Annotated in this window: 21 protein-coding genes; 6 read left to right on the top strand and 15 right to left on the bottom strand. The window is 58.0% G+C overall.

The window, feature by feature from the left end; translation table 11 throughout:
* Positions 1 to 55: 55 nt before the first annotated feature.
* The 3 genes from C1J02_RS13215 to C1J02_RS13205 are packed head-to-tail and all read right to left on the bottom strand — an operon-like array spanning position 56 to position 2880.
* Positions 56 to 544 carry a paraquat-inducible protein A gene (locus tag C1J02_RS13215; RefSeq protein WP_114878996.1) on the bottom strand — a complete coding sequence of 163 codons (489 nt, stop codon included), beginning with the start codon at positions 542 to 544 and terminating at the stop codon, positions 56 to 58.
* Positions 541 to 1578, bottom strand: a complete 1038-nt coding sequence (gene alr / locus C1J02_RS13210) for an alanine racemase (protein WP_114878995.1) — start codon at positions 1576 to 1578, stop codon at positions 541 to 543. Before alr ends, C1J02_RS13215 begins: the two co-directional genes overlap by 4 nt.
* Before the next feature lie 30 nt (positions 1579 to 1608).
* Complete coding sequence (locus C1J02_RS13205; protein ID WP_368073786.1) at positions 1609 to 2880, bottom strand: MFS transporter; 1272 nt, start codon at positions 2878 to 2880, stop codon at positions 1609 to 1611.
* 7 nt (positions 2881 to 2887) lie between these two features.
* On the opposite strand from C1J02_RS13205, the gene C1J02_RS13200 reads away from it, so the two are divergent.
* Positions 2888 to 3613, top strand: a complete 726-nt coding sequence (locus tag C1J02_RS13200) for a sterol desaturase family protein (RefSeq protein ID WP_114880562.1) — start codon at positions 2888 to 2890, stop codon at positions 3611 to 3613.
* A 49-nt stretch (positions 3614 to 3662) separates the two neighbouring features.
* On the opposite strand, the gene C1J02_RS13195 is transcribed toward C1J02_RS13200, so the two are convergent.
* From C1J02_RS13195 to C1J02_RS13155, 9 genes are all read right to left on the bottom strand, one after another.
* Positions 3663 to 5159 (bottom strand): replicative DNA helicase, encoded by a 1497-nt coding sequence (locus C1J02_RS13195; RefSeq protein ID WP_114878993.1) that lies wholly within the window; start codon positions 5157 to 5159, stop codon positions 3663 to 3665.
* A 152-nt stretch (positions 5160 to 5311) separates the two neighbouring features.
* Positions 5312 to 5989 carry an orotate phosphoribosyltransferase gene (locus C1J02_RS13190; RefSeq protein ID WP_114878992.1) on the bottom strand — a complete coding sequence of 226 codons (678 nt, stop codon included), beginning with the start codon at positions 5987 to 5989 and terminating at the stop codon, positions 5312 to 5314.
* Positions 5990 to 6041: 52 nt separating this feature from the next.
* Positions 6042 to 7073, bottom strand: a complete 1032-nt coding sequence (pyrC, locus tag C1J02_RS13185) for a dihydroorotase (protein ID WP_114878991.1) — start codon at positions 7071 to 7073, stop codon at positions 6042 to 6044.
* A 33-nt stretch (positions 7074 to 7106) separates the two neighbouring features.
* Entirely contained in the window at positions 7107 to 8045 is a 939-nt protein-coding gene (locus C1J02_RS13180; protein ID WP_114880561.1) for a phosphoadenosine phosphosulfate reductase, read from the bottom strand.
* Between the two features lie 107 nt (positions 8046 to 8152).
* Positions 8153 to 9199 (bottom strand): glycosyltransferase family 2 protein, encoded by a 1047-nt coding sequence (locus C1J02_RS13175; protein ID WP_254693097.1) that lies wholly within the window; start codon positions 9197 to 9199, stop codon positions 8153 to 8155.
* A 4-nt stretch (positions 9200 to 9203) separates the two neighbouring features.
* The gene (locus C1J02_RS13170) at positions 9204 to 9914 is read right to left on the bottom strand and encodes an FkbM family methyltransferase (RefSeq protein ID WP_254693096.1); all 711 of its coding nucleotides are present in this window, start codon (positions 9912 to 9914) and stop codon (positions 9204 to 9206) included.
* A 2-nt stretch (positions 9915 to 9916) separates the two neighbouring features.
* The gene (locus C1J02_RS13165) at positions 9917 to 12274 is read right to left on the bottom strand and encodes a glycosyltransferase family 2 protein (RefSeq protein ID WP_114878989.1); all 2358 of its coding nucleotides are present in this window, start codon (positions 12272 to 12274) and stop codon (positions 9917 to 9919) included.
* Positions 12275 to 12913, bottom strand: coding sequence for a sulfotransferase (locus C1J02_RS13160; protein WP_114878988.1), 639 nt, complete (start codon positions 12911 to 12913; stop codon positions 12275 to 12277).
* Complete coding sequence (locus C1J02_RS13155; protein ID WP_114880559.1) at positions 12910 to 13929, bottom strand: glycosyltransferase family 2 protein; 1020 nt, start codon at positions 13927 to 13929, stop codon at positions 12910 to 12912. Before C1J02_RS13155 ends, C1J02_RS13160 begins: the two co-directional genes overlap by 4 nt.
* A gap of 242 nt (positions 13930 to 14171) precedes the next feature.
* On the opposite strand from C1J02_RS13155, the gene C1J02_RS13150 reads away from it, so the two are divergent.
* Complete coding sequence (locus tag C1J02_RS13150; protein WP_114878987.1) at positions 14172 to 15080, top strand: MoxR family ATPase; 909 nt, start codon at positions 14172 to 14174, stop codon at positions 15078 to 15080.
* Positions 15081 to 15140: 60 nt separating this feature from the next.
* Positions 15141 to 16409 carry a VWA domain-containing protein gene (locus tag C1J02_RS13145; protein ID WP_114880558.1) on the top strand — a complete coding sequence of 423 codons (1269 nt, stop codon included), beginning with the start codon at positions 15141 to 15143 and terminating at the stop codon, positions 16407 to 16409.
* Between the two features lie 9 nt (positions 16410 to 16418).
* Here C1J02_RS13145 and purL read toward each other — a convergent pair whose 3' ends face one another.
* Positions 16419 to 18578: a phosphoribosylformylglycinamidine synthase subunit PurL gene (gene purL, locus C1J02_RS13140; RefSeq protein ID WP_114878986.1), complete on the bottom strand. Its 2160-nt coding sequence runs from the start codon at positions 18576 to 18578 to the stop codon at positions 16419 to 16421.
* Positions 18579 to 18756: 178 nt separating this feature from the next.
* Positions 18757 to 19638, bottom strand: coding sequence for a LysR family transcriptional regulator (locus tag C1J02_RS13135; protein WP_114878985.1), 882 nt, complete (start codon positions 19636 to 19638; stop codon positions 18757 to 18759).
* An 82-nt stretch (positions 19639 to 19720) separates the two neighbouring features.
* On the opposite strand from C1J02_RS13135, the gene C1J02_RS13130 reads away from it, so the two are divergent.
* Entirely contained in the window at positions 19721 to 20017 is a 297-nt protein-coding gene (locus tag C1J02_RS13130; RefSeq protein ID WP_114878984.1) for a YciI family protein, read from the top strand.
* A 227-nt stretch (positions 20018 to 20244) separates the two neighbouring features.
* Here the strand turns inward: C1J02_RS13130 and C1J02_RS13125 are convergent, their stop codons facing one another.
* On the bottom strand, positions 20245 to 21150 hold the full coding sequence (locus C1J02_RS13125; RefSeq protein ID WP_114878983.1) for a LysR family transcriptional regulator: 906 nt from the start codon (positions 21148 to 21150) through the stop codon (positions 20245 to 20247).
* Positions 21151 to 21323: 173 nt separating this feature from the next.
* Here C1J02_RS13125 and C1J02_RS13120 point away from each other — a divergent pair, with 173 nt between their 5' ends.
* Both C1J02_RS13120 and C1J02_RS13115 read left to right on the top strand, forming a co-directional pair.
* Entirely contained in the window at positions 21324 to 24737 is a 3414-nt protein-coding gene (locus C1J02_RS13120) for an indolepyruvate ferredoxin oxidoreductase family protein (RefSeq protein WP_114878982.1), read from the top strand.
* An 87-nt stretch (positions 24738 to 24824) separates the two neighbouring features.
* Complete coding sequence (locus C1J02_RS13115; RefSeq protein ID WP_114878981.1) at positions 24825 to 25706, top strand: lysophospholipid acyltransferase family protein; 882 nt, start codon at positions 24825 to 24827, stop codon at positions 25704 to 25706.
* Positions 25707 to 25737 lie beyond the last annotated feature (31 nt).

The raw sequence follows: 25737 nt of genomic DNA, 5'->3' as shown, positions 1-25737 counted from the left end.
GCGCAGGCACCGGGTGGCGTCAAAGGAAAACCAAAGCAGCGCGGCCTGATTGTAGTTATTCCGTTCTTGGGATGTTTCGATCGTCGGGCTGATCGGCAATCGAAACCTTTGACCGTTCAGTCCGCCAACTGATGAAAAGTGAGGCAAGGATACAGGCGGTGAACATATAGAGGCCCCAGGCCACCTCAATCCGGCCAATGCCGATGCCTTTGGTCAAGGTGATGTAAAGCGCGATCAGAAAAATGTCGGCCATCGCCAGCTTGCCCAAAAGGTTCAGCGCCGGCAGCAGTCGTTGACTGAGCAGCTTGAAATGCACCAATGCCAGACCGATGGTTTTGAGGTAGGGCGCGAAAAGCGCAAATGCCGTGACCACCAGCGCCAGAAAGATGTCCGAGGCCCAGAGCGATTGCAGCCCCGTCAGCACCGAAATTTCATCAAGTGAAAAAAGCGGCAACAACCCCGCCCGCATCAGCGGCGCGGTCCAGGCGATAGGGTACAAAATCAGGAGCGAAAGGTTCAGGAATTTAATCAGTCTGCTGTTCATGATGTCAGATAAATCCGGTCATACCGCGCACCAAGCGACGTCAGGATTTCATAGCCGATGGTGCCCGCAAACGTGGCCACGCTGTCGACTGATTGGTGCAAACCGATCAGCTGCAAATGGTCGGGGGTGGTGGCCAACGCGCTGATGTCGACCGTAATCAAATCCATCGACACCCGGCCAATCACCGGCACCTTTGCGCCCTCATGTGTCAGCACCGCGTTCGCGCCCATTGCCCGGACCAGCCCGTCGGCATAGCCCGCAGCGATTGTCGCAACCCGCGTGTCCCTGGCCGCCGTGTAGGCATTTGCATATCCGACGGTTTCACCGGCAAGCACATCGCGTACCTGAATGACAGGAATGTCGAGAGCAATCACCGGCGTTGCATCCACAAATGGCAGCCCACCATAGAGGCCGACACCGGGGCGGGTCAGATCAAAGTGATAGTCTGGTCCCAGAAATATCCCGCCCGTTGCCGCCAGCGACCGGGGTGCGTCGATACCGGCTGTCATCTCATCGAACACCCGCAATTGCTGTGCATTCATCGGATGCTCTGGCGTGTCGGCGCAGGCCAGATGCGACATCACAAGTGTCGGACGCTGCGCCAGAGCAATGTCACGCAGGGCGGACCATTCGGCAGGTTCCATGCCCAAACGGTTCATGCCGCTGTCCAATTGCAAGCCAAATGGATGCCCGGGCAAGGCCTCGACGTGCATCAGCAATTGATCGACCGAATTGATCATTGGCGTCAGGTCAGCCGCGCGGATCAGATCGGCGTCACCGGCCATGTGCCCTGAAAAGACGCTGATCGAAGGGCCGGGGCCAAGGACGCGGCGCAGGGCCACGCCTTCGCTTGCCATGGCAACAAAGAACTGACGCGCGCCTGCGGCGGCCAGCGTGGGTCCGGCTTTGGCGATGCCAAGACCGTAGGCATCTGCCTTGACGACGGCGGCGGTTTCAACTTCCGTTGCGCGATCCAGCGCGCGCCAGTTGGCGTCGAGGGCGGACAGGTCAATCGTAAGTGTTGCAGAAGTCATAGATGCGTTTTGACAGGATGCGCGGCAAGGTCAAGATGCCTGCATTGCCCGGCGCAGCGCCATGCTTGCCTCAATCCCGGCCAGCAGCGCAATAAGCACCAGCACCGACGCCGCGCCCCATTCGGTCAGCATCCACCCCGCAATTAGTGGAAAGCCAAAGATGCCGACAAAGTAGGTCAGCGCAAAAAGCTGCAATGTCTGGGGGCCGATGTCGTTGTCAGCGTCGTTGGCGGCCATTGCCACAAGGATCGGGTAAGACACGCCGTATCCGAGGCCAAAAAGCACCGCCACGGTCAGATACAAGACCACCGAACTGCCACTGAACATGAACAAAATGATGCTGGCACACATGATGTATTGCAACATCGCAATGGTGCGATAGGGCGTGGCCCCACCTTTGAATTTCGCAAGGATCAGACGGAAGACAATGACCGTCACCGTGTAGGCCAGAAAGAAGTTGGCGTAGTTCAGCCCGCGTGCATCGGCATATACTGTTTGAAAATTGTTCAACCCGGCAAAGACACAGGCCCCTAAAAACACCATGATGACGGGGGTACGCGCCCTGGAGGCAAAGATGCGCCCCAGCACCGCCACCGTGATGCGCGAGGACGCCTCTGGACCGGGCACAAGCGCATGTCTGTGCACCGGTATTCTGAGCAGGAAAAACAATGCCGCACTCAGCGTGCACAGGGTGGCAGTGGCATAAAACGCATCCGATATCGTGAAACCCCGCGCCTCAAGCACGGAGGCCAGCACGGGCGACAACCCGAAACCCGCCATGACAAAGACCGACAGCAAGGTGAAATAACGCACCCGTTCATCGGCGCGCACCAGACGGGTCAACACGATGGGCCCCAGTGAATAGGTCAGCCCCCAGCCAAAACCCAGCAGGGCGCTGGCCAGAACAAGGGCAGGCCCGACTGAGGAGGTCCAGCCAAACAAGAACAACGACGCGGCAATCGCCAGACACGCCAGGCCAAGTGCGCGCAGCCGCCCCAAGGCATCCGACAGATGGCCAGAAAAATAGACCGTGATCAACGTGGTGATGGCGGTGACAAACAACATCGCCCCAACCGTTTTTTCGCTGGCCCCGAATGCATCAAAGAGGCGCGGCAACATAAAGGTCAGCCCATAAGCCCCGGCTTGGAAAAAGACCGCAAGAAAGAACAGGGTAAATGTTGTTGTGCGCGACATTAGGGTGATCCTTGGGCGGGGCTGAGCAGGGCGCGCAGTGCAGGGGGTGTTAAAGCGGGGGCCCAACCTAACGTCAATGGCGACAAATGACGTGGGGCGGCATAGCATTATGGTCATGACCCGGTTCAAGATCATGTTTTCGCATGCAGGTGTCGCCCTTATGGGCGCGACCTGTCTGATTGCGTTTGGCGCGATGGCGCTGGCGGCCCCGGCTTGGGTCTGGCTGTTGGTGCCGCTGGGCGTCGTTGCGCAGATGATGAACGAATACAACCTGCACCGCTATGTGTTCCATCTGGCACCACCCCGCAGCCAATGGGCGTTTGATCTGCTTTACCGGGCGCATTACGGGCATCACGATTTCCCCACCAATCACGGGCTGTTCTTTGTGCCGGTCTGGGTGGCATTGCCGATGCTCGTGTTCAACTTTGGCCTTGTCTGGAGCCTCATGGCGATGATTGGCGTTGATGCAGCGTTCTGGGTCGCGGTGGCAATCGTGCCCTGCGGTGGTGTGCTGACCTTCATGGGGTACGAATGGTTCCATATGACCGCGCACCTGAGCCTGCCGAAAACAAGGGTGGAACGGCATGTGACGACCCTGCACAACCAGCATCATTTTCGCGACTTCAGCAAATGGTTTCACGTCAGCCCCGGTGGTCAGATCATTGACCGTGCCATGGGGACGGACATCGACCGCGAGGCGTTGAAATCACAGCAGCGGATTGAGTTCATCCGCACCTTGGGTATGGCACCCGATGATCCGCGCTTGGTGGCCGCGCGGGCGAAATTTGCCTCAAAATACCGGCTGTCAGCGGTGGAGATTGAGCGCGCTGCTGTCAGCTAGCGAACTCGGATCTGTTTTCGTCAAACGGAACGAGGTGTTCGCCCTTGGATCAGAATTCCTGATCACCAGCACCCTGTTGCCATGGTTTGACAAGATTACCAAAGCGGGTAAAGCGCCCTTCAAAACTCAGGTCAACGCTGCCGATGGGGCCGTGACGCTGCTTGCCGATCACCACCTCGGCGCGGCCATGCAGGCGCTCCATCTCTTCTTGCCAGCGCGCCATCGCCTCTAGATCATGATCGCCGGGTTTTTCGCGTTCTTTGTAATATTCCTCGCGGAACACGAACATCACCACATCCGCATCCTGTTCAATTGACCCGGATTCGCGCAGGTCGCTCAGTTGCGGGCGCTTGTCCTCGCGGTTTTCGACCTGACGGCTGAGCTGTGACAGGGCGATGACCGGGATGTCCAGTTCCTTGGCGATGGCCTTGAGGCCCATGGTGATCTCGGAAATTTCGTTCACCCGGTTTTCGTTTTTGCCGGTGCCGCGGACCAGTTGCAGGTAGTCCACAATCAACACGTCCAGCCCATGGGTGCGTTTCAGACGCCGGGCGCGGGCGGCCAGTTGGCTGATTGGCAGGGCGGGCGTGTCATCGATGAAAAGCGGGCAGGCTTCCAAGGCTTTGGCGGCATCGACGAAGCGGCGGAATTCTGATTCCGTCATGTCACCCGAGCGGATTTGCTGGCTGGGTATTTCGGCGGCTTCTGACAGGATACGCGCGGCCAATTGTTCGGCGCTCATTTCGAGGCTGTAAAACCCGACAACGCCGCCATCAATCGCGCCCTCGGTCCCGTCCGGCTTCATCCCACGTTTGTAGGCCTTGGCCACGTTGAAGGCGATGTTGGTGGCCAGCGACGTCTTGCCCATTGACGGACGTCCGGCGAGGATCAAAAGGTCAGACCGGTGCAACCCGCCCAACATCTTGTCCATGTCGATCAGCCCGGTAGACACACCTGAAAGCCCACCATCACGCTGATAGGCCGCATTGGCGACATTAACAGCGTCAGTTACAGCCTTGAGAAAGCTTTGAAAACCGCTTTCGGACTGGCCTTGCTCTGCCAGCTTGTAAAGCTCCTGTTCGGCCTCGACGATCTGTTCGCGCGGCTCTGACGCCACGTCGACCTGAGCGGCCTTGGCCGAGATGTCGCGCCCCAGTTGGATCAGGTCCCGGCGCACCGCCAGATCATAGATCATCTGGGCATAATCGCGCACCGCAAAGGCACTGATTGCGGCACCTGCGAGGCGGGCCAGATAGGCCGGGCCGCCAAGCTCTTTCAGCCCCTCGTCGTCCTCCATGAACGCCTTGAGCGTCACCGGCGAGGCAAGATTGTTCTTGGCAATACGGGTCGCCGCAATGTCATAGATGCGGGCATGAACGGGGTCGTAAAAATGTTTGGCACCAATGATCGAGGCCACCCGATCATAGATGTCATTGTTGGTCAGGATCGCGCCCAGAAGCTGCTGTTCGGCCTCAATGGAATGCGGCATTGTCTCAGGTGCCTGCACGGCGATCTGGTTCGCGTTCAGCGATGTAATTTCATTCATGGTGCTGCCCCTTTTTGCCCTGCTGTGTCATAGCCAGCGGGTGGATGCGGCGCAAATTGTATGTTTTCTGTGGAGAACCTGTGGGAAACCCCGCGCGCACCATATCTTGCATCACGGCGGGGCATCACGTCAACATGGAGTAGGGGGATGCCCTAGGCTTTGCGGGCATCCTGCCATTTTTTTGGGGCGTTCAGGAAGGTTTCCACTTCTGCGAGCGTGGCCGCGTCAAAGGCCCCCTGGGCCTTTGCTTCGGCCAGTACGTCCCACCATGTGCACAGGTGATGCAACGCAACCCCATGATCACCCAACGTATTTTCGGTCTGCGGAAAGATATCGTAATAGAAAATCACTGCCGTGTGCCCGCAGGTGGCCCCGGTTTCACGAATCGCATCCACAAAGCTCAGCTTTGATCCGCCATCGGTGGTCAGATCCTCGACCAGCAGCACGCGCTGACCGGGGGACATGTCGCCCTCAATGCGGGCGTTGCGGCCATAGCCTTTGGGTTTCTTGCGCACATAGGTCATCGGCAGTCCCATGCGTTCGGCGACCATGGCGGCAAAAGGGATACCGGCGGTCTCACCCCCTGCGATGTTGTCAAAGGCCTCAAACCCCGCGTTCCGCATCACAGTGACGGTCATGAAATCCATCAGCGTGGCGCGAATGCGCGGATGGCTGATCAGCTTGCGACAGTCGATGTAGGTGGGGCTGGGCAGGCCGGAGGCCAGGGTGAACGGCTCTTCAGCGTTGAAATGCACCGCCTTGATCTCAAGCAGCATCCGGGCGGTGAGGCGGGCCATTTCTTGTGGCGAAGGGTAGCTGGTGGGGATCATCTGGGGCGTCCTTTGCGGGCGGGGTATTTGTGTATTTGAAGAACAATGAAACTTAAGGTGTCCAGTGCAGCGGCATTGCAGGATCAAAGACAGTTACGGGGCCATCGGGGGTGTCGATATGGTCAGGATAATCGGGGGTCTTTCGGATCAGCGTGACGGTTGTGTCATTCACCGGCAGTCCATAAAACGCGGGTCCGTTGAGGGACGTGAACGCCTCAAGCCGGTTCAATGCGCCTTCCTGTTCAAAGACTTCTGCGAGAATTGAAAGGGTGTTGGGGGCGGTGAAACACCCCGCACAGCCGCAGGGCAGCAATTTGCTGGCATCCGTATGCGGTGCTGAATCCGTGCCCAGGAAAAACCGCGCATCGCCAGATGTGGCAGCGGCGCGCAGGGCCAGGCGGTGGACCTCGCGTTTTGCGACCGGAAGGCAATAGTAATGCGGTTTGATGCCGCCCGCGAGGATGTGGTTGCGGTTGATCACAAGGTGGTGGGTTGTGATGGTGGCCGCGAGATTTTTGTCGGCGCTGCGCACATAGTCAGCAGCGTCCGATGTGGTAATGTGCTCCATGATCACTTTGAGCATAGGATGCGCGCGGCGAATGGGGTCAAGCACCCGGTCGATGAACACCGCCTCGCGGTCAAAGATATCGACGGCCGCATCCGTGACTTCGCCATGCGTACAAAGCGGCAGGCCAATTTCAGCCATTTTTTCAAGCACAGGTGCCACTTTGTCAAAATTGGACACACCGCTTGCTGAATTGGTTGTGGCACCGGCGGGGTAAAGTTTGACCGCATGGATCACGCCCGCCGCATGGGCCGCCGCTACATCGGCCGGATCGGTATTTTCGGTCAGGTAAAGCGTCATCAACGGAGTGAAATCCGCACCTTTCGGCAGCGCGCCTATGATCCGGTCCCGGTAGGCGCGTGCATCAGCACCCGTCACCACAGGCGGCACCAGATTGGGCATGATGATCGCACGGGCGAAATGAGCGGCGGTGTGCGGCAACACGGCGCGCAGCATGTCGCCATCGCGCAGGTGCAGGTGCCAGTCATCAGGACGGCGCAATGTCAGGGTTTGTGTCATGCGCGTCGGGCTATCACAGGCCCGCTTGCGCTTCTAGTCTTGTTGTTCAGCCTGACGCGCTTGTAACTGTGTGAGTTTCGCCGAAAACATCCGCGCGCGCATTCGGCTTGTCACGTTTTTGCACAGGGCGATGATCAGTGTCTCCCGATCGCCGTCATCAAGGGCGGTCAGCAGATTGCGCAGGTAGTGCCGGTAGTCCCGGCGGGCGCGGTAAAGGGCGGCAAAGGTTGCCTCGTTAAGCGTCCCGTCAGCGGCGGCCAAAAGCAGAGGCGCAAGTTGTGACATTTCCATCAGATCGGTTTGCAGGGCATCGCCCATAAACCGCATCCGCAGTTTTGTGACATTGGGCCGGGTGAACAGCGCGGCGTGCATGGCATCCAGATTTTCACGCGGATCATATAGAACAAAGGCCTGGTCGGCGGCGTCGAGCATGTCCGGGGCAAAACCATAGCGCGAGGTGAAATCATGGATGCGCATGTCCGCAAAACGGTGATCCCATTCGGTGATGCGCGGATCAAGCGTGGCCTGGGGTTGGACCACCACCACCTTTGCGGCGGGGGCCGCGATCGAATAGGCCGCAGCAGCATAGCCACATGGGCCTGCGCCGTAAAAAATGACGGTATCGAATTCATCAAAGAACCCGTCATCAATCAGCCGGTCAAAATAGCCGTAAACCGCTTTGTCGCGAAACCATGTGTCGCCGTCACTGGCCACGCATAAATGCGACCAGCCATGATCGCGCAGCATTTCCCAGCCGAACGGTTGCGCCAGTTCAGAAAGTGCGTGCATGCCTTGCAGTGTTTCAAAGGTAACCAGCAATGTGGTGCCCTCTTCGATGAAGGTCGCGAAATGGTTTTTGCCAAGCTGTTGGAAATACCCGTCTTCTTCGGTAATTTGCGCCACAGCCTGCAGCCAGTCCTGCTTTGGCAGGTCCACAAGCGATGTGCTTAATGTGGGCGTCTGATCCGTCATTGCCGCGTCCTCAATATTCGAAATGGCGTTATTTTTTGTGCCAATTGCACGATTCATAGCGCCGCAATACGGCGAAATTGGGGAAAATGCGTGTGGAATTGATGCGGTCAGGCGTCCATTTTTCGGGCGAGGTTGGCGTGGTGCATCAGAAAACGCGCGGTCTTTTGATCCAGCGGTTGTGTGGGGGGTGCCATCAAAAGGCGGCCAAAGAGAGCGCGAAATGGCTCTTGCTGCAAGAGCGCGTCAAAGCGGGCCTTGCGCCATTCTACAGCGGCGGTGTGCAGGGGGCCAAGCACCCTGTCCGATTTCAGTTCGGCGAGAATGGCATTTCGCGCAGGCGCGGTGGTCTGGATGGACGTGTCTTCGTCGGTGTTGAAATTTCGCTCAACCCAGTAATCCAGCCCCAAAAGGTGGTCTGAATGCACCGCACGGCCCCGGTCGGCCTTGAGCACATAGGTTTCCATCGCACCCAGCGGATAGTGGTTCAGCTGCACCAGCCCATAATTGTCACGGCCAAAGTTGGAAAAGATGCGCTTGGTTTTGAACAGATCGGGCAGGGGGCGGCCATGGCCATCAAACCAACGTGCCTGATCAAGGCGGGATGTGTCGGGGCTGCGGGGCCGGTGCACACCGGGTTTTTTGTAGGTGCCGTCGTTGCGATAAAGCGTTTTGAACATCGCAGATCGCCACGGCCAGTGCATCACATTGGGCGCGCATCGGGTGAATGTTTCGGTCACAGGGGCGTCTTGATAGCGGACCTGACCTGATGCGCCAAAAAGCCGCCAGGTGAGTGTGATCGCCGTGGCCTCGGGCAGCGCCGCGTGCAGGGCGTTTAAGGTTTGATCGCCGGCGTGAATGTTGACAAATTCATCTACGTCCAGTGGCAGGATCCAGTCGGCCTTTCTGACCTGATCCATGTTCGCCGCAGATTTCAGGGCGGTGAATTGAATGCCCGCCTTGTCGAAAGGGCCGTTGTTGCGGACGTGGGTCAGCCCCCCCATTGCGTCCAGTCGGTCAAGTATTGTGTCCGTGCCATCATCGCAATCGTTTGAAAAAACGACAAAATCGTCGAAACCCAGCGCACGGTGATGGGCGAGCCATTCGAGCAGAAATGCGCCTTCGTTGCGGACACATAAAAGGGCAAGATGGGTCAACGGCTCACCATTCCGTGCGAAAACACACGACCTTGTTGGTCGATGCACGGTGATAATAGGCCAATCCAGCATCCATGAACGCCTTGAACACCGTGTTCACACCTTCTGGGCCGATCCATTGGGGGTGCAATTCGATGACGGCGGCGCGCAGGCCGGTCAAATCAAGCGTCGGGATCAGATCAACTTCGGCCCCTTCGATGTCACAGATCAGCACATTGGCACCGATTTCCTTGAAAACGGTCTTGCCATTGAGCACGTCAACTTTGGTGCTGGGCGGGTCCACTTCGCCTTCAAGCTGGGCCAGTGATGAGCCCAGCACGTTATCGCGGACATAGAAATCAACCGTGCCCTTGCGGCTGCCCAAAATGGCGTTGGTGACATGGGCATTGGTCAAGCCATTTGCGGCATGGACCTGTTGAATATAGGGAATGAGATGGGGGTTTGCCTCAAACGAATGGACCGATTTGACCTTGCGTTTTGACGCGACCAGCGTCGACATATATCCGATGCCAGCCCCCAGTTCTATGACAACATCCCCTTCCCTGACGACCCGCAGGGCGGCCACGGATTCTTTGTAATCATAGACGTTTTTGCGCAGTAACGCCCTCAGGCGGCCCTTGATGATGTCTGCGTGGTTGGGGAATTTCATGCCCCGTGACGTGATAAAGGCAGAGGTCGGTTTTGCGGTCCCGTCCAGCATTGCGTTTCCATCCATCTTCAGCTCTCCATATCCAGTGACAGCGCATAGGCCACCCGTTCGGCTTCGTCTAATTTAACATCCAGCGCCTGTTTGTAGAGATCGCTGAATTCGGGCATGCCGTGCAGTTCGCGGGCCTTGGCACGGTGCCAGTCCAAACCTTGCTGGTGAAATTCTTTCAGTTTGTTGTCTGTCATCAGCGCATCATATTCCGCGCGCACCCGGGGAACGTTGCGTTTGATGGTCACATCGCGGAAATCGCACCAATCCATGCGGATCCAGTAGTTGATCCCAATGGAGCGATCCACGTGCAAGGCCCGGCCCCTTTGGCGTTTGATCAGAAAGGATTCTGCGGACCGCAGCGCATAATGGTTGAGCTGCAATAGGTCGTACCCGATGTTGCTCTTTGATGACCGCCAGCCATTGTGGCTGGCGTCACGGGTCATGTCCTTGCCCGAGCCATTGACCCATTTCACCTTATTTTCAAAGGCTTCTTCAAGTTTGTTCGGGCGATGACACGAGATTTTTGCGTAAGCCCCGATGTTTCGAAACATGGTCTTGAAGCCCCAGACAGTGTGCGGCTTGGGGCAGTATTTGGGCGCGCAGGTGTCAAATTGTTCGATCACGAATTCATCGCTCAACCGGGTCACGCCATTGTGACCAAACAGCCGCCAGGTCATCGCGATGTTGGTGGCATCCGGGACGGCGGCAAAAAGATCATCCAGCGTCCCATTGCCGGTGCGCACGTTGATAAATTCATCCACATCAATGTGAATGATCCAATCGGCGTTCTGGATCACCGGCTCTTTCAGCGCCTGGTTCAGCGCATATTGCTGGGGTGAATTGCCCTTCCAATTGTCGTTTTTGCGGTGTTGCAAGATGCCCATGTCTTGCAACCGTCCCAGAATCTCATCGGTGCCATCGGTGCAATCATTTGTGTAGATCAAGAATGTATCGACCCCTATGGCGCGGTGATAGGCAACCCATTCAAGGATATAGGGTGCCTCATTCTTCATGCAGCCGACGATCACATTGCCGGTCGATCCGGGTTTGAGGGTCCGCGCGGGGACGGGGGCATAGGCCGCACCCAGTTCTTCCTCATTCACCGCGCCGAGGTTGTTGTGGGGTTTGAATTGGGTCGACAGGACCATCTGGTGATTGACCTTGACCCGGTTGAGAAGACGCGCGTTTGCATCCTTTTCGTCGTCGGTCTCGGCGGTTTCCATCAACAGGCGGTCGAACTTGGCCGACGCGTCTTTCACCGATGCCGCTTCGGCGCGCTTTTCGGCGATGGGCGTCGCGTCGGCGCGGATGCGGTGGCTGAATGCGGTGAGGTATTGTGTGGCGCGAAAGCCGAATGCGGGGTCTGCCTCTGTCCAGGGGGCAAGCGGCGCGTCTGGCTTCAGAGCGGTTTTCAAATCCGGAAACATCTTGATCAGGCCGGCGTTTGCCGATTTGAAGTGTTTCGACAAAGCCCCAAGACTGCCCGGTTCAATGGGCGGTCCCTCAACCCTGATCCCGTTGAGCATCTGTTGCCACAGATTGCGGGGGCACAGAATATCACGCGCCTGCATGTATTTGATCAGCACATCACTAAAAAGGCGCATCCGGGTCAGCCATGCGGCGGGACGGGGCGGGGGCAGTGGGCTGGCATCAACTTTGCCCAAGGGACCGGGCAGTCCCAGAACATGCGCCATTTCAGCCGCACCGTTTTCAGAGAAGAGATGCACCATGTCCATCGGCCGCAAGGTGACTTTGCCCATGCCAAAGGTGTTTTCCCAGAGCGCCAGCATCGCCTTGAAATCGAGCCAGAACGGCGGGTGCTGAATGTCGTTGAAGAGGCCAAAGAACGGTTCATTCACACCCCGCTTTGCCAGTGCGCCGTCCCACCAGTTCTTTTCGCCGGCCAGATCAATTTCCTGCGCCAGTGAATGCCGCCTGCCTTCCATCACCGCATAGGCATAGTGCTGCACCATCATCCGCGCCTGTTCATCGACATGCGCAACGATCCGAATGTCGTCGAAATGCGGGTCAAAGAGCGCCGTGAGCCGCGCCAGTTCCGCAGGGGCGGACAGCAGATTGCCCAATTGCGCGGCTGCGACCACCACGTGATCGGCGGTCACTTCGGCCAATTCTTTGGGGATCAGCGTCTCAAATTCACTGGTCAGGGTGCGCTGGACCAGTGGGCTTTCCATCCCGCGCTGGAAGCGCAAAACGCCCACTTCTTTCGGGTCTGCGCAGGCGGCATAGAGGCGGACATGGTTCCAGTCTGGAACATGGATCCCCTGTTTCTGAAGGGGGCCCGCTTTTTGCTTTAACAGGGATCGAAACCGCGCTGCGGTGGCTTCTGTCGGGCCGATCAAGAGGGTCAACCGCATTCAGCTTACCCCTTCCGGACCGGCGGGCGTGCCCACATTGCTTCGGCCCCACCACGGCAGATCAAGTCCCAGATAGGCCGCGATCTTGTCTTGCGCGCCGGTGTCTTCAATGTCGTATTCCAGAAAGTTGTCGCAGCCCTGAAAGACGCGCCGGCAAAACCTGAAATGCCCGTCAATCCAGCGTGCCAATGCGTCTTCGGTGTCCCCGAACCCGCGCGGCAGTCCGGGGATATCGGCCATGGGCAGACGCCGATTGCCCAGATTGTTCCAGCGCATCATGCTGTTGGCGGTCTTCATCGGGTCGCGGTAGGTCATCAGGAACCTGACGTTCGGATGGTGTTCCTGGATCGCTGAAAGAAGCCCCCAGTCGGTTTGCGGCCAGAGGCTGCGGTCATGGCGCACGGCGCTCATTTCATTGATCATATCGAACTCAGTCAGACGGGCCAGGGGATCACCGCTGTCGAAATAATCGGCATAGATGATCTTGCCCACATGTTCGCCGATGATGTCGCTGCGCGTTGATTGTCCGAGTCTGATTTTCCAGTCAGCCACCGCAAGCCCGGCGTGACGCAGCGCATCGGTCAGCGTGGTCGTGCCGGTTTTAGGCAACCCCAGATTGATGATGCGCGGGCCAGTCATACCCCTGCAATCTCATTGATGATGGCTTCTTCGGCGGCGCAATAGGGGGATGTCTCGCGAAATTGTCTTTGCATCGCAAGGTAGCTGTCCTGTTCCAGCAGCGCATCACGCCGGGCCTTGTGCAGCGCCACGGCCTTGTCGTGCAGATCGCCCACACCGGGCAATGCCTTGAGCCGGTCCATTTCAACCTTCAGCGCCTCCGCATAACGCAGGATGCTGTCATCGAAATAGGCCGCATCATTGCGTTCGCGCCAATAGGTTTCGTCAAACGCCCGGTTTTCGCGGTTCACATCACCGCGGTCGATCTTGACCAGATGGCTGTCCAGCGATCGAAGGGCATAATGGTTCAATGTTGCGAACTGCCGCGCGCCCTTGGCCGGAAAGGCGCGGACGCGGCGCTTGTTGGCGCGCCTACGAAATGGCGCAGGGACGGTGCGCCCTGATCCATCTTTCCATGCGGGCGTTTCCTTGGCGTCATCATGGAAAGGACGGTGCGCGCGGTAATACTGCAGCGGAAAATCACTTCGAACGAGGCTTTTGACCTCAATCGCGGTTTCAGCGCACCACAGGTCGGGATTGTGGCTGTGCAGGAACTGGGTGATCACCGGCACGTCCTCAAATGTTTCAACCCCGCCATTTGCGAAATACTGAAAGGTGATCGAAATCGCTTTTGGATTTTGGCAGGCGTCGATGAGCGCCGGGATGGTATGATCGCCGACATGGATGTTCAAAAACTCATCCACATCCGTGACCCAGACCCAATCGGACTTTCGGACCAACGGGTGCCTTCGCGCTGCATTCAGTGCCTGGATCTGATAATTGCGGTTGGTTGCCGGGTTCGGCAAATGCGCGACAATCCCATGCTCTTGCAATTGATCAAGAAGGGAATCTGTCGCGTCCGTACAATCGTTGGAATAAAACAGAAAATCTGTCACCCCAATGAGACGTTGAAAGGCGATCCATTCCAACAGAAACGGCCCCTCGTTTTTCACACAAGTGACAACCGTGATCCGCATGTCAGTGCGCACCATTGGGTCTGGGGCCATCCGATCGATGGTTGTGGGATCTCTGTCTCATGTCCGCCTCTGGGTCGGGGAAACATGGCCCCGTGACCTCTATTAATTCATTAAGATTATGACAGGGCGGCGGAATCGCGTCAATCGCGCAGGCGGTGACCGCGCCAAGCGTGACATATAGGCCAATCGCTCTCTTGACCTGACGCGCTGCAGATGCACCTTTGGGGTCCAGAGGAGCCTTTATGACAGATATATCCAGTATTGATGGCGTGCAAAAGATGTTGAGTGATCAAGGCTATATCTGCGGCCGCGCCCTTGGCACCGTGGTGTTTTTGAGCCTCAAACTGGGCCGGCCCCTGTTTCTGGAAGGCGAGGCCGGTGTTGGCAAGACCGAGATTGCCAAGGCGCTGGCGGCGGGCCTTAACCGGCGGTTGATCCGTCTGCAATGCTATGAGGGTCTTGATGCGTCCTCGGCGGTTTATGAATGGAACTTTCCGGCGCAAATGGTCGCGATCCGCACCGCGGAAGCGGCAGGAGGGGCGGACAGTGCCGATCTGAACACCCAGCTTTTCAGTGATGCCTTTCTGATTGAACGGCCCTTGCTGCAGGCGATGCGCCCGGATGAAAACGGCGCCCCGATCCTGCTGATTGATGAACTGGACCGCACCGATGCCCCGTTTGAGGCATTCCTGCTCGAAGCGCTGAGTGATTTTCAGGTGACAATTCCTGAGCTTGGCACCATCACCGCCCCGGAACCTCCCATCGTGATCCTGACGTCCAACCGCACACGCGAAGTGCATGATGCGCTCAAACGCCGATGCCTCTATCATTGGGTGGATTATCCCGATTTCGACCGTGAAATGGAAATTCTGACCGCCCGCGTCCCTGAGGCGGCCGAAAGCCTGAGCCGCGAAGTGGTTGCTTTTGTTCAGCACCTGCGCACTGAAGATTTGTTCAAGAAACCCGGCGTGGCTGAAACAATTGACTGGGCCAAATGTCTGCTGGCGCTGGATGTGATCACGCTCAGCCCCGAGGTGATTGCCGATACCCTTGGGGCGATCCTGAAATATCAGGACGACATCGCAAAACTGCACGGATCAGAGGCGAAGCGCATTCTGGATCAGGCCAAATCATCGCTTGAGCCTGCATGACGCTGTTGTTGGACATGGATGCGTCCAACGGGTTGGATGCCGCACCGGCAGTCGGCTGGCATGGCTGAACATCTGCCCCTGAACCTTCCTGATGATCCCAAACTTATGGGCAACATCACCCATTTTGCCCGCGCCTTGCGCCGGGCGGGGCTGCCGATTGGGCCGGGCCGGGTGATCGACGCCATTCGCGCGGTTGAAGCCGCCGGGTTCAACAATAAGCGCGACTTTTACTGGACCCTGCACGCCTGTTTCGTGAACCGCCCCGAACATCGCACCGTTTTTGCCCAGCTCTTTCGGCTTTATTGGCGTGATCCGCGGTATCTGGAACATATGATGGCCGCCATGTTGCCCGCGATCCGCGGCGTGCAAGAGGACCGCCCGGCACAGGCCGCAGAAAAACGCGCGGCAGAGGCGCTTTTGGACGGCGCAGAGGCTCCGCCACAGGATGACGCAGATGAGGCACCAGAAGAAGACGCGCTGATCGAGGTTGACGCCAGCCTCACCATGTCCGCCGCCGAACGCCTGCGCACGCTGGATTTCGAACAGATGAGCCTTGCCGAGATGGCGCAGGCCAAACGGATGCTTGCGCAATTGGCGCTGCCGATCAAACCCTTGCCGTCGCGCCGGTCCATGGTGTCGAACCGGGGCCGCATTGACGCGGCGCGCACCTTGCGCGGTGCGCTTCGCAAAGGTGGCGAAATGAACAAGCTTGCCTTCAAAACGCCGCGCCCGCGCTACCCCAATCTGGTGGTGCTCTGCGATATTTCCGGCTCCATGAGCCAATACAGCCGGGTGATTTTGCATTTCTTGCACGCGGTTGCCAATGCGCGCGGGGCCGGTTGGGCGCAGGTGCATGCGTTCACCTTTGGCACCCGGCTGACCAACATCACCCGCCATCTGGCCACCCGAGATGTGGATGCCGCCCTTGCCGCCGCCGGGGCAGAGGCGCAGGATTGGGAGGGGGGCACGCGCATCGGTGCCTCGCTTGCGGCCTTCAACCGTGACTGGTCACGCCGGGTGATGGGGCAGGGTGCCGTGGTGCTGTTAATCACCGACGGGCTGGACCGCGATGCCCCGGAAGATCTGGCGCGTCAGATGCAGCGCCTGCATCTGAGCGCGCGGCGACTGATCTGGCTGAACCCGCTGTTGCGCTGGGACGGCTTTGCGCCCAAGGCGGTTGGCATTCGTGCAATGCTGCCGCATGTCGACAGCTTTCGCGCTGGCCATTCCATTGCCTCACTAGAGGAATTGGCGGCGGTTATTTCCAAACCCGACGATGTGGGCGAAAAGGCACGCCTGATGGCCGCTGGGCAGGACTTGCCCAGCTAGATCCACACGTTATGCAAATGCGGCGGCAAATGCGCTGCGGTAGACCTCAGACAGCTCGGCCAGGGGGGCCGAGGTGCTGCCAAACGTCACCTGATCACCGCCAAAGCTGCCCACGGTGGTCAGCGGCACGCCTGCTGCCCCTGCCGCTGACATCAGGGCCTCGGCCTCGTCGAAATTGCACGCAATCAGATAGCGCGCCTGATCTTCGCCAAAAAGGGTCGGTGTGTCATCGGCATCTATCGTGACGCCGACACCGGCGCTTTCGGCCAGCTCAAACGCGGCCAGCGCCAGACCGCCATCGCTTAAATCCGTGCAGGCTTTGATCAGCGCCCGGTTGGCACGAATGAAATCGCCATGCGCGCGCTCAGCGTCGAGGTCCACATGCGGCGCATCTCCATCGGCGCGCCGGAAAACCTGTGCCAAAAGGGCCGATTGACCCAAGTGCCCGGCGGTGTCGCCCAAGACCAAGGCAACATGGCCATCGCGCACCTGGGTGCCAATAATGTCGTCGGTGTGATCCAGCAGACCCACGGCCCCGATGGTGGGGGTGGGCAGTATGCCAGTGCCGTCAGTTTCGTTATAAAGAGAGACGTTGCCCGACACGATCGGCATATCCAGCGCTTTCACAGCAGCCCCGATGCCTTTGATTGCCCCCACAAACTGGCCCATTATTTCGGGCTTTTCGGGATTGCCGAAATTCATGTTGTCGGTGGTGGCAAGTGGCCGCGCGCCCACGGCACATAAGTTGCGATACGCTTCGGCAACAGCCTGTTTGCCGCCCTCAAAGGGGTTGGCTTTGACATAGCGCGGCGTCACGTCGGACGTAAACGCAAGCGCCTTGTCGGTGCCATGCACCCGCACGATGCCTGAGCCCAAGCCCGGTGTGCGGGCACTGTCGGCCATCACCATGGTGTCATATTGTTCATAAACCCACGCCTTGGAGGCATAGTTCGGGTCCGAGATCAGCGCGCGCAGCCCGTCAATGGGGTCAATGCCGGGCACATCTGCCAATGGGGCAGCGGCGGGTGTTTCCACCCAAGGCCGGTCGTATTCGGGCGCGGTGCTGGCCAGCTTGGACAGCGGCAGATCGGCTTTGACCTCACCATTGTGGACAATCAAGAACCGGTCTTCGGCCATGGTTTCACCCACGATGGCGAAATCGAGGTCCCATTTGTCAAAGACGGCGCGGGCTTCGGCCTCAAGCTCGGGCTTGAGCACCATCAGCATGCGTTCCTGGGATTCCGACAACATCATTTCATAGGCGGTCATATTGGGTTCGCGCTGTGGCACGTTTTCCAGATCAAGCCGGACGCCCAGCCCCCCTTTGTCGCCCATTTCCACTGCCGAACAGGTCAGGCCAGCGGCCCCCATGTCCTGAATGGAAATCACGGCACCGGTCGCCATCAGCTCCAGCGTTGCTTCCATCAGACGTTTTTCAGTGAAGGGGTCGCCCACCTGTACCGTCGGGCGCTTTTCCTCAATCGTGTCGTCAAATTCGGCAGAGGCCATGGTGGCCCCACCAACACCATCGCGGCCGGTTTTTGCACCCAGATAAACGACAGGCATGCCAACCCCTGAGGCGGCGGAATAAAAGATCTTGTCTGCATCTGCCAGACCAGCAGCAAAGGCATTCACCAGACAGTTGCCATCATAGGCGGCATCAAAGCGGACCTCGCCGCCAATGGTCGGCACGCCAAAACAATTGCCGTAACCGCCAACGCCTGCGACCACGCCGTGCACCAGCTGGCGCGTCTTGGGGTGATCTGGACGGCCAAAACTCAGTGCATTCATCGCCGCAATGGGCCGCGCGCCCATGGTGAAAACGTCGCGCAAGATGCCCCCCACGCCCGTTGCCGCCCCCTGATAGGGTTCGATGTAGGAGGGGTGATTGTGGCTTTCCATCTTGAACACCAGCGCTTGCCCATCGCCAATATCGACCACGCCTGCATTCTCACCGGGGCCGCAAATGACCTGCGGGCCTTCCGTGGGCAGGGTCCGCAGCCATTTCTTGGAAGATTTGTAGGAACAATGCTCGTTCCACATCGCTGAAAATATGCCCATTTCGGTATAATTGGGGTCCCGGTTCAGGATACGCTTCACTTCAGCATATTCATCGAGCGTGAACCCGTGGGCCTTGATCAGCTCTGGCGTAATGTCAGGTTCGGTCATGTTTTGGTGTCCCCGATGTAGCAGTTGGGGCTGTCATAGTTGAATGGCCGCTGGGGGAAAAGAGCAAAGCGGGCAAGGGGGCATTGCTGCTTGTCCAAAGGCGGTTGAGCGGACCTGGTTGTCGTTGGTTTGTGTCGATGCAGCAGCTATTTTTGGCTATGATCGTTGATGAACTGCGTCACGCCTGATCAAACAGTTCCGCCTTCGTCAGCCAAGCCGTTGCCGCGTCAATGCGGTCAACACCGCGCATGTCGCGATGTCGCAGCAACCAGACATTGCGATGCATCTCATGTTGCCCGTCCTGATCCCCGAGCCTGACAAGACGCTCATCTTTCGATCCGATCACATCCGGCAGCACCGCTCGGGACGGCGTGTGCAGCACCGTTTGATAGGCCGCTTCAAGATCGTGCATCAACACACCGGCAGTTTTTCCGCCTGAGTCCTTTGCGTATTTTTCCGTCCAACCTGCCTGCGGAAGATGCGCCGCCACAGGATCGTAGGTCAGCCATGGGCGATCAATATCAGGGACCTCGTAAAACGCCTTTGCAGTGAATGCCGCAAACACGATTCTGCCCAGTTTTTGAGTCAGCACCGCATCACCGCCTTCCTGCGGTTCGCCAAAACGGATGGCCAGATCAACTTCTCGCCTTGTGAGGCTGAGGTTTCTGTTATCGGGAATGAGGCTGACCTGAAGCGCCGGATTGGCCGCTGAAAAGCTGTGAATGTGCGGGATGATAAAGCGGTTCAACAGAAATGGCACAGCCGTGAGCCGAACTGTACCATGCAGAATCTTATCCCGGCCCAGAACCGCCTCCGCCAGATTCGCGTGACGTTCCATGCCTTCGGCTTGCTCCGCAAGTGCCAGCCCGTGTTGGGTCAGACGAAGCTTTCCGCTCTGATCGCGGATAAGCAGCGGCGATCCGGCCAGACCCTCAAGCACCTTGAGCCTGCGCGAGACTGTCGTCGCGTTGACGCCCAGCAAGGCCGCCGCCCCTGACAGCGACTGCGTGCGCGAAACGCCAAGCAATACACGAAGATCATTCCAGGGAAGATGCTGCATAATTGCAGATGCTAGATGCAAATATTCGAATTGAGAATGTATAAATGCAGGCCGATGGTTTCCCTCACAGGAGGATGCTCAGATGCTTTACACCATTCATTTTCACGATAACCCGGATGCGGACCCCGATCTGCGGCCACGTTTCATGGCGCAGCACTTGGCGTTCCTGACCGACAACAAGAAAGCGATACGCGCCGCGGGCCCGCTGAAAGAAGACGACGGGCAGGTGAAAGGCGGGCTTTGGCTTGTGGACGTGGCAACAGTCGAACAGGCCTGGGACCTCGTTAAAACAGATCCGTTCTGGACGACCGGACTGCGGGACAAGGTTGAGATCAAGCAATGGTTGCAGGTCTTTGCCGAGGGTCAGACGCTTGTCTGATGCTTACCCACGCCTGTTGGGTTCACTCAACCTGACCGTGAATTTGCGCCCTCTGCCTTGCGCAAAAAAAAGGCCGAGCATAAAGCTCGGCCAAGTCCAACAGGGAGGTATGAAGCAGCGCGCCGAAGCGGCTCATCTTCATACTGCTGAATTAGGCAGCACATCGGTTCCAATCAAGACAGAATCGACTTTCGCCAAAGCAAACCTGATATGCGTCGGGTGCATGGCTACCTGTTTTCCTTGTCCCGCAACAACTTACGGTAGGTAATGATTTCGTCCTGAACAAAGTCTTTAAAGGCCGAAACCCGCTTTGATTGGCGCAATTCTTCTGGATAGGCCAAAAACACAGGTACGTCCGCAGACTCAGTGTCGGGCAGAACCTGCACCAGATCGGGAAAATCCTGCGTCAGGTAGTCGGGCAGAACCCCAATACCCAAATTGTTCAGAACCCCTTGCAGCACCCCAAAGTAGTTGTTCACCGTGAGCAGGGAGCGCACATCATGCATCATCAGTTCCTGCACAAGGGTCACACCGGCCCCGACCTGATCGCTGTTGGTGTTTTGACAGATCAGACGGTGATCCGACATATCTTCGATACGTTGGGGGGTGCCTGCTTCGGCAAGATAAGCCGGGGTGGCGTATAGGCACATCTTGATCATCATCAGTTTCTTGCGGATCAGATCGGCCTGAGACGGCTCTTTCATGCGGATGGCCACATCGGCCTCTCGCATTGGCAGGTCCAACACCCGTTCCTCAAGCATGAGATCAACTTTGAGATCGGGATACTTTTCATAGAGTTTTGGCAGGCGCGGGGCCAGCCAAAGGGTGCCAAATCCGGTTGTCGTGGTCACCCGCAATTCGCCAAACACTTCTTCCTCGCTGTCGCGAATGCGCGCGGCGGCGGTATCCAGGCGTCTGGTCATGGCGGTGGTCGCGTCAAACAGCAATTCGCCCTGTTCGGTCAGGATCAAACCGCGCGCGTGGCGGTGAAACAGGTTTGTGTTCAACTGCTCTTCAAGCCCGCGGATCTGGCGTGACACCGCCGATTGTGACAGGTTCAGTTTGTCGCCAGCGTGGGTCAGGCTGCCAACATCTGCAACCGCATGAAAAATCCTCAGTTTATCCCAATCCATTCGCTTCAACTTTCATTAAATGCCTAACTCCTATCGCACCTGACCGGGAATTACAGGGGGGTATGCTGACAGTCAGCGACAAGAAGCCAAAATATTTACCTATACAGGTCAGTAATTGTGACCTATATCGTCGATATCCATGCCATTATATTGCGACACCGGGGAGGCGCGCCATGACTGTGCAAAATATTTCATTGAACGACCGTTTTGATTTGGAAAAATCACCTGTGTTGCTGAACGGCACGCAGGCGCTGGTGCGCATGATGATGATGCAGGGCGCGCGCGATCGGGCGGCGGGGTTGAACACGGCCGGTTACGTCACGGGCTATCGTGGATCACCCTTGGGGGCGGTTGATTTGCAGATGAGCAAGGCAGAAAAGGTGCTCTCGGCCTACAACGTCAAATTTCAGCCCGGTTTGAACGAAGATCTGGCCGCAACGGCCCTTTGGGGGGCGCAACAGGCCGAATTGCGCGGCGAGGGCAAATATGACGGTGTCTTTGGCCTGTGGTACGGCAAGGGGCCGGGGGTGGACCGGTCGGGCGACGTGATGCGCCACGCCAATATGGCGGGCACGTCCAAGCATGGCGGCGTGCTGATGGCGATGGGGGATGACCACACCGGCGAATCGTCCACCGTTTTGCACCAGTCTGAATGGGCGATGGTAGATGCCTATATGCCGGTGGTCAGCCCGGCAGGCGTGCAGGAAATTCTGGACTACGGCATTTATGGCTGGGCGTTGTCGCGGTTTTCGGGTCTGTGGGTGGGCCTGAAGACGATGAAAGACACGGTTGAGGCAACCTCGGTAGTGAATGGTGACCCACACCGGATGAAGCTGGTGTTGCCCGACTTTGAGATGCCAGAAGGCGGTTTGAACATCCGATTGCAAGATACACCGCATCTGCAAGAGGCTCGGATGATCGACTACAAACGCTATGCAGCCGAAGCGTTCAGCCATGCCAACAAGATGGACAAACGCATGTGGGGCAAGCGCGGGGCCAAAATCGGCTTTGCGGCGGCGGGTAAGAACTGGCTCGATCTGGTGCATGCGATGAACATGCTCAACATTGATGAAAACGAGGCCGAACGGCTGGGGCTGACGCTTTATAAGATCGGCCAGACCTTTCCGCTGGACATGGAAGGGTTTCACGACTGGGCCGATGGCCTTGATCTGGTTGTGGTGGTTGAGGAAAAGCGCAAACTGATCGAGGTGCAGATCAAAGAGGCACTGTTTAGCGATACGCACCGCCGTGTTTATGGTTGGCACAAAGGCGGCGCGGGCATGGAACATGGCGAAGAGCTGTTCCCGACACGCGGCGCGCTTGACCCGCTGCACATTGCCGAGAAACTGGGCAGTATCCTGCTCGAGGAGGGGCGCGAAACCGATGGCATCCGCGCAGGGCTTGAAGCCTTGAGCGAGGCCCGCCACGCTGACAATGCCGAAGATATTGCCGCGCGCTTGCCGTATTTCTGTTCAGGCTGTCCGCATAATTCATCGACCAAGGTGCCTGACGGCTCGCGTGCGTATGCGGGCATTGGCTGTCACTATATGGTGCAGTGGATGGACCGCGAAACCACCGGGTTCACCCATATGGGCGGCGAAGGGGCCAATTGGATCGGCGAGGCACCGTTTTCTAACACCAAGCATGTGTTCCAGAACCTTGGCGATGGCACCTACAACCATTCCGGTGTTCAGGCGATCCGCGCGGCCCTCGCCGCTGGCACTAACATCACCTATAAAATCCTTTACAACGATGCGGTTGCAATGACCGGCGGCCAACACAACGAGGGCGATCTGGATGCTTATCGCATCGTGAATGAGCTTAAGGCGATGGGCGTCAAGAACATCGCTGTGGTTTACGATGAAAAAGAAGACGTGGACCTTGGCCGGTTTAAAGGCGTCGAAACCCACGAACGCGCGGCGCTGCCAAGTGTTCAGGAAGCATTCCGCGCACATGAAGGCGTCAGCGCCATCGTCTATATCCAGACCTGTGCCGCAGAAAAACGCCGCCGTCGCAAGCGCGGCCTGTTTCCAGACCCCGACAAACGGGTGTTCATCAACGAAGACGTCTGCGAGGGCTGCGGCGATTGCGGGGTGCAGTCCAACTGCGTATCCATCGTGCCAAATGAAACCGAACTGGGCCGCAAGCGCGCGATTGACCAATCATCCTGCAACAAGGATTTTTCTTGCGTCAAAGGGTTCTGCCCTTCGTTCGTGACGCTTGAAGGGGCCAAGATTCGCAAGGACCCGACGACTGAAATCACCATTCCTGACTTGCCAATGCCGACGCTGCCGACAATCAAGGGCACCCATAACGTGGTGATCACCGGGGTGGGCGGCACCGGCGTCGTGACCATCGGGGCCTTGCTGGCACAGGCCGCGCAACTGGACGGCAAAGGCGCGGGCATGATGGAGATGGCCGGATTGGCGCAAAAAGGCGGTGCGGTGCATATCCACTGCCGTCTGGCGAATAAACCCGAAGATATCAGCGCCATTCGCGTGGCCACCGGCGAGGCGGACGCGTTGATTGGCGGTGATCTGGTGGTCTCGGCGGGCCACAAGACGCTGGGGCTGACCAAACCGGGACGCACCGGTGCGGTGGTTAACGCGCATCAGATCATCACCGGCGATTTCACCCGCAATACTGAATTTCAGCTGCCTTATGACCGCCTCACACTGGCGCTTGAGGCGCGGCTCAAGGACCGGGTTGCGATGTTTGACGCTTCTGATCTGGCCAAAGCGGCGCTGGGCGATTCTATCTTTTCCAACATGATGATCTTTGGCGCAGCCTGGCAGCAGGGTCTGTTGCCGTTGAGCCTTGAAAGCCTTGAGGAAGCAATTCGTCTTAACGGGGCGGCCGTTGAACGCAATCTGCGCGCCTTTGAGATCGGGCGCTGGGCGGTGCTGTACCCTGAGGATGCCCTTGCGGTCAGCACGCCCAAAGTGATTGCGCTGCCAAAAACACTGGATGAAAAAATCGCGTTTCGCGTGGATCACCTGACCGCCTATCAGGGCAAGGGCCTGGCAAAACGCTATGTCAAAATGCTCGGCAAAATTCCTGACGAAAAGGTCAAGGCGGCTGTGGCACAGGGCTATCATAAGCTGTTGAGTTACAAGGATGAATACGAGGTTGCGCGGCTTTTGCTGACCAGCCGTGAAAAGGCGCGTGCCGAGTTCGATGGCGATCTGAAAATGACCTTTCACATGGCGCCGCCGCTGTTGTCGAAAATGGGGCCGGATGGCCGCCCGTTAAAACGTGAGTTCGGCCAATGGCTGGAAACGCCGCTGCGCATCCTGGCGAAATTCAAGGGTCTGCGTGGCACGCCCCTTGATCCGTTTGGCTATACCGCCGAGCGCAAGATGGAGCGCGGCCTGATCAAGCAATATGTGGCTGACATGAAAGAGGTGCTGCCGCTGCTGACAGATCAAACCCGCGCGGCAATTGTGGCTTTGGCGGAACTGCCGCTGCAGATTCGCGGATTTGGTCCGGTGAAACAGGCCAACGAGGCGAAAGCGGCCAAGCGGCGCGAGGAATTGCTGGGCGTGATCAGGGCAGGTGGCACCGCATCGGCAAAGGCTGCGGAATAGCCCGTCATCAAAGTGTAACGAGGCGATTGCAATAAGGGGTCTGATGGCTATGAATTGGCCAGCACCTGACTCTGAAAGGGGGCGTTTTTGGCCCGCAGACCCCGCGCCTCTGTCCGCGATCTAAGCTATGCAGGATCGGCCCCAACCTGGGGCGGTCGCCTGTTGATCCGCTGTTTGGAAAACGCGACCGGTCGCTTGGGTCTGATCCGGCGCGCTGCGGGCTATGAACGCGATGTCGCTGACGGTGCGCCGTTTTTCGATGTCATGGTCCGACGGTTTGGTTTGTCCCTTGATGTGCAGCGCGGCACCCTCGATCTGATCCCGCGTCAGGGGCCGGTGATTGTGGTGTCGAACCATCCGTTTGGCATCCTTGATGGGTTGATGATGGGTCATCTGCTGACCAAAACGCGCGGTGATTTCAGAATATTGGCAAATTCCGTGTTCAACCGGTCTGAGGATCTGAACGCCATGCTGCTTCCGATCAGTTTTGACACCACCAAAAGGGCTTTGGCACTGAACCTTGAGACACGGCGCGCGGCCCTGGACCATCTCGCTTTGGGGGGTGTCATTGGTGTCTTTCCCGGGGGCACGGTCAGCACCGGCGTCACAGCAGGAAAACCGCCCATGGATCCGCGCTGGCGCAGCTTTACCGCGCGGATGATCGCGAAATCAGACGCTGTGGTGGTGCCGGTCTTTTTCCACGGACAAAACTCGCGGGTCTTTCAAAGGGCCAGCCATCTGCACGCCAATCTGCGGCTGGGCCTGTTGATCCGCGAATTTAGCGCCCGTGTGGAAAGCAGTGTCGCAATGTCGGTCGGTGCACCGATTGGGCGCGACATTCTGGACCCATTGGCAAAAGATGGCACAGCGCTGATGGATTTCCTGCGCAAAACCACTTATGCGCTTTCCCCGGATGCAGACCCATGCTTTGATCTGGGATATGACTATGAGACGCTGCAAAGCGTCTGACAGACTTTGAATTGCCGCCGCGCGGCTGAGG

It is taken from the genome of Sulfitobacter sp. SK011 (assembly GCF_003352065.1).
Lineage (GTDB): Bacteria > Pseudomonadota > Alphaproteobacteria > Rhodobacterales > Rhodobacteraceae > Sulfitobacter.
This window is presented reverse-complemented; position numbering and strand designations above follow the sequence as displayed.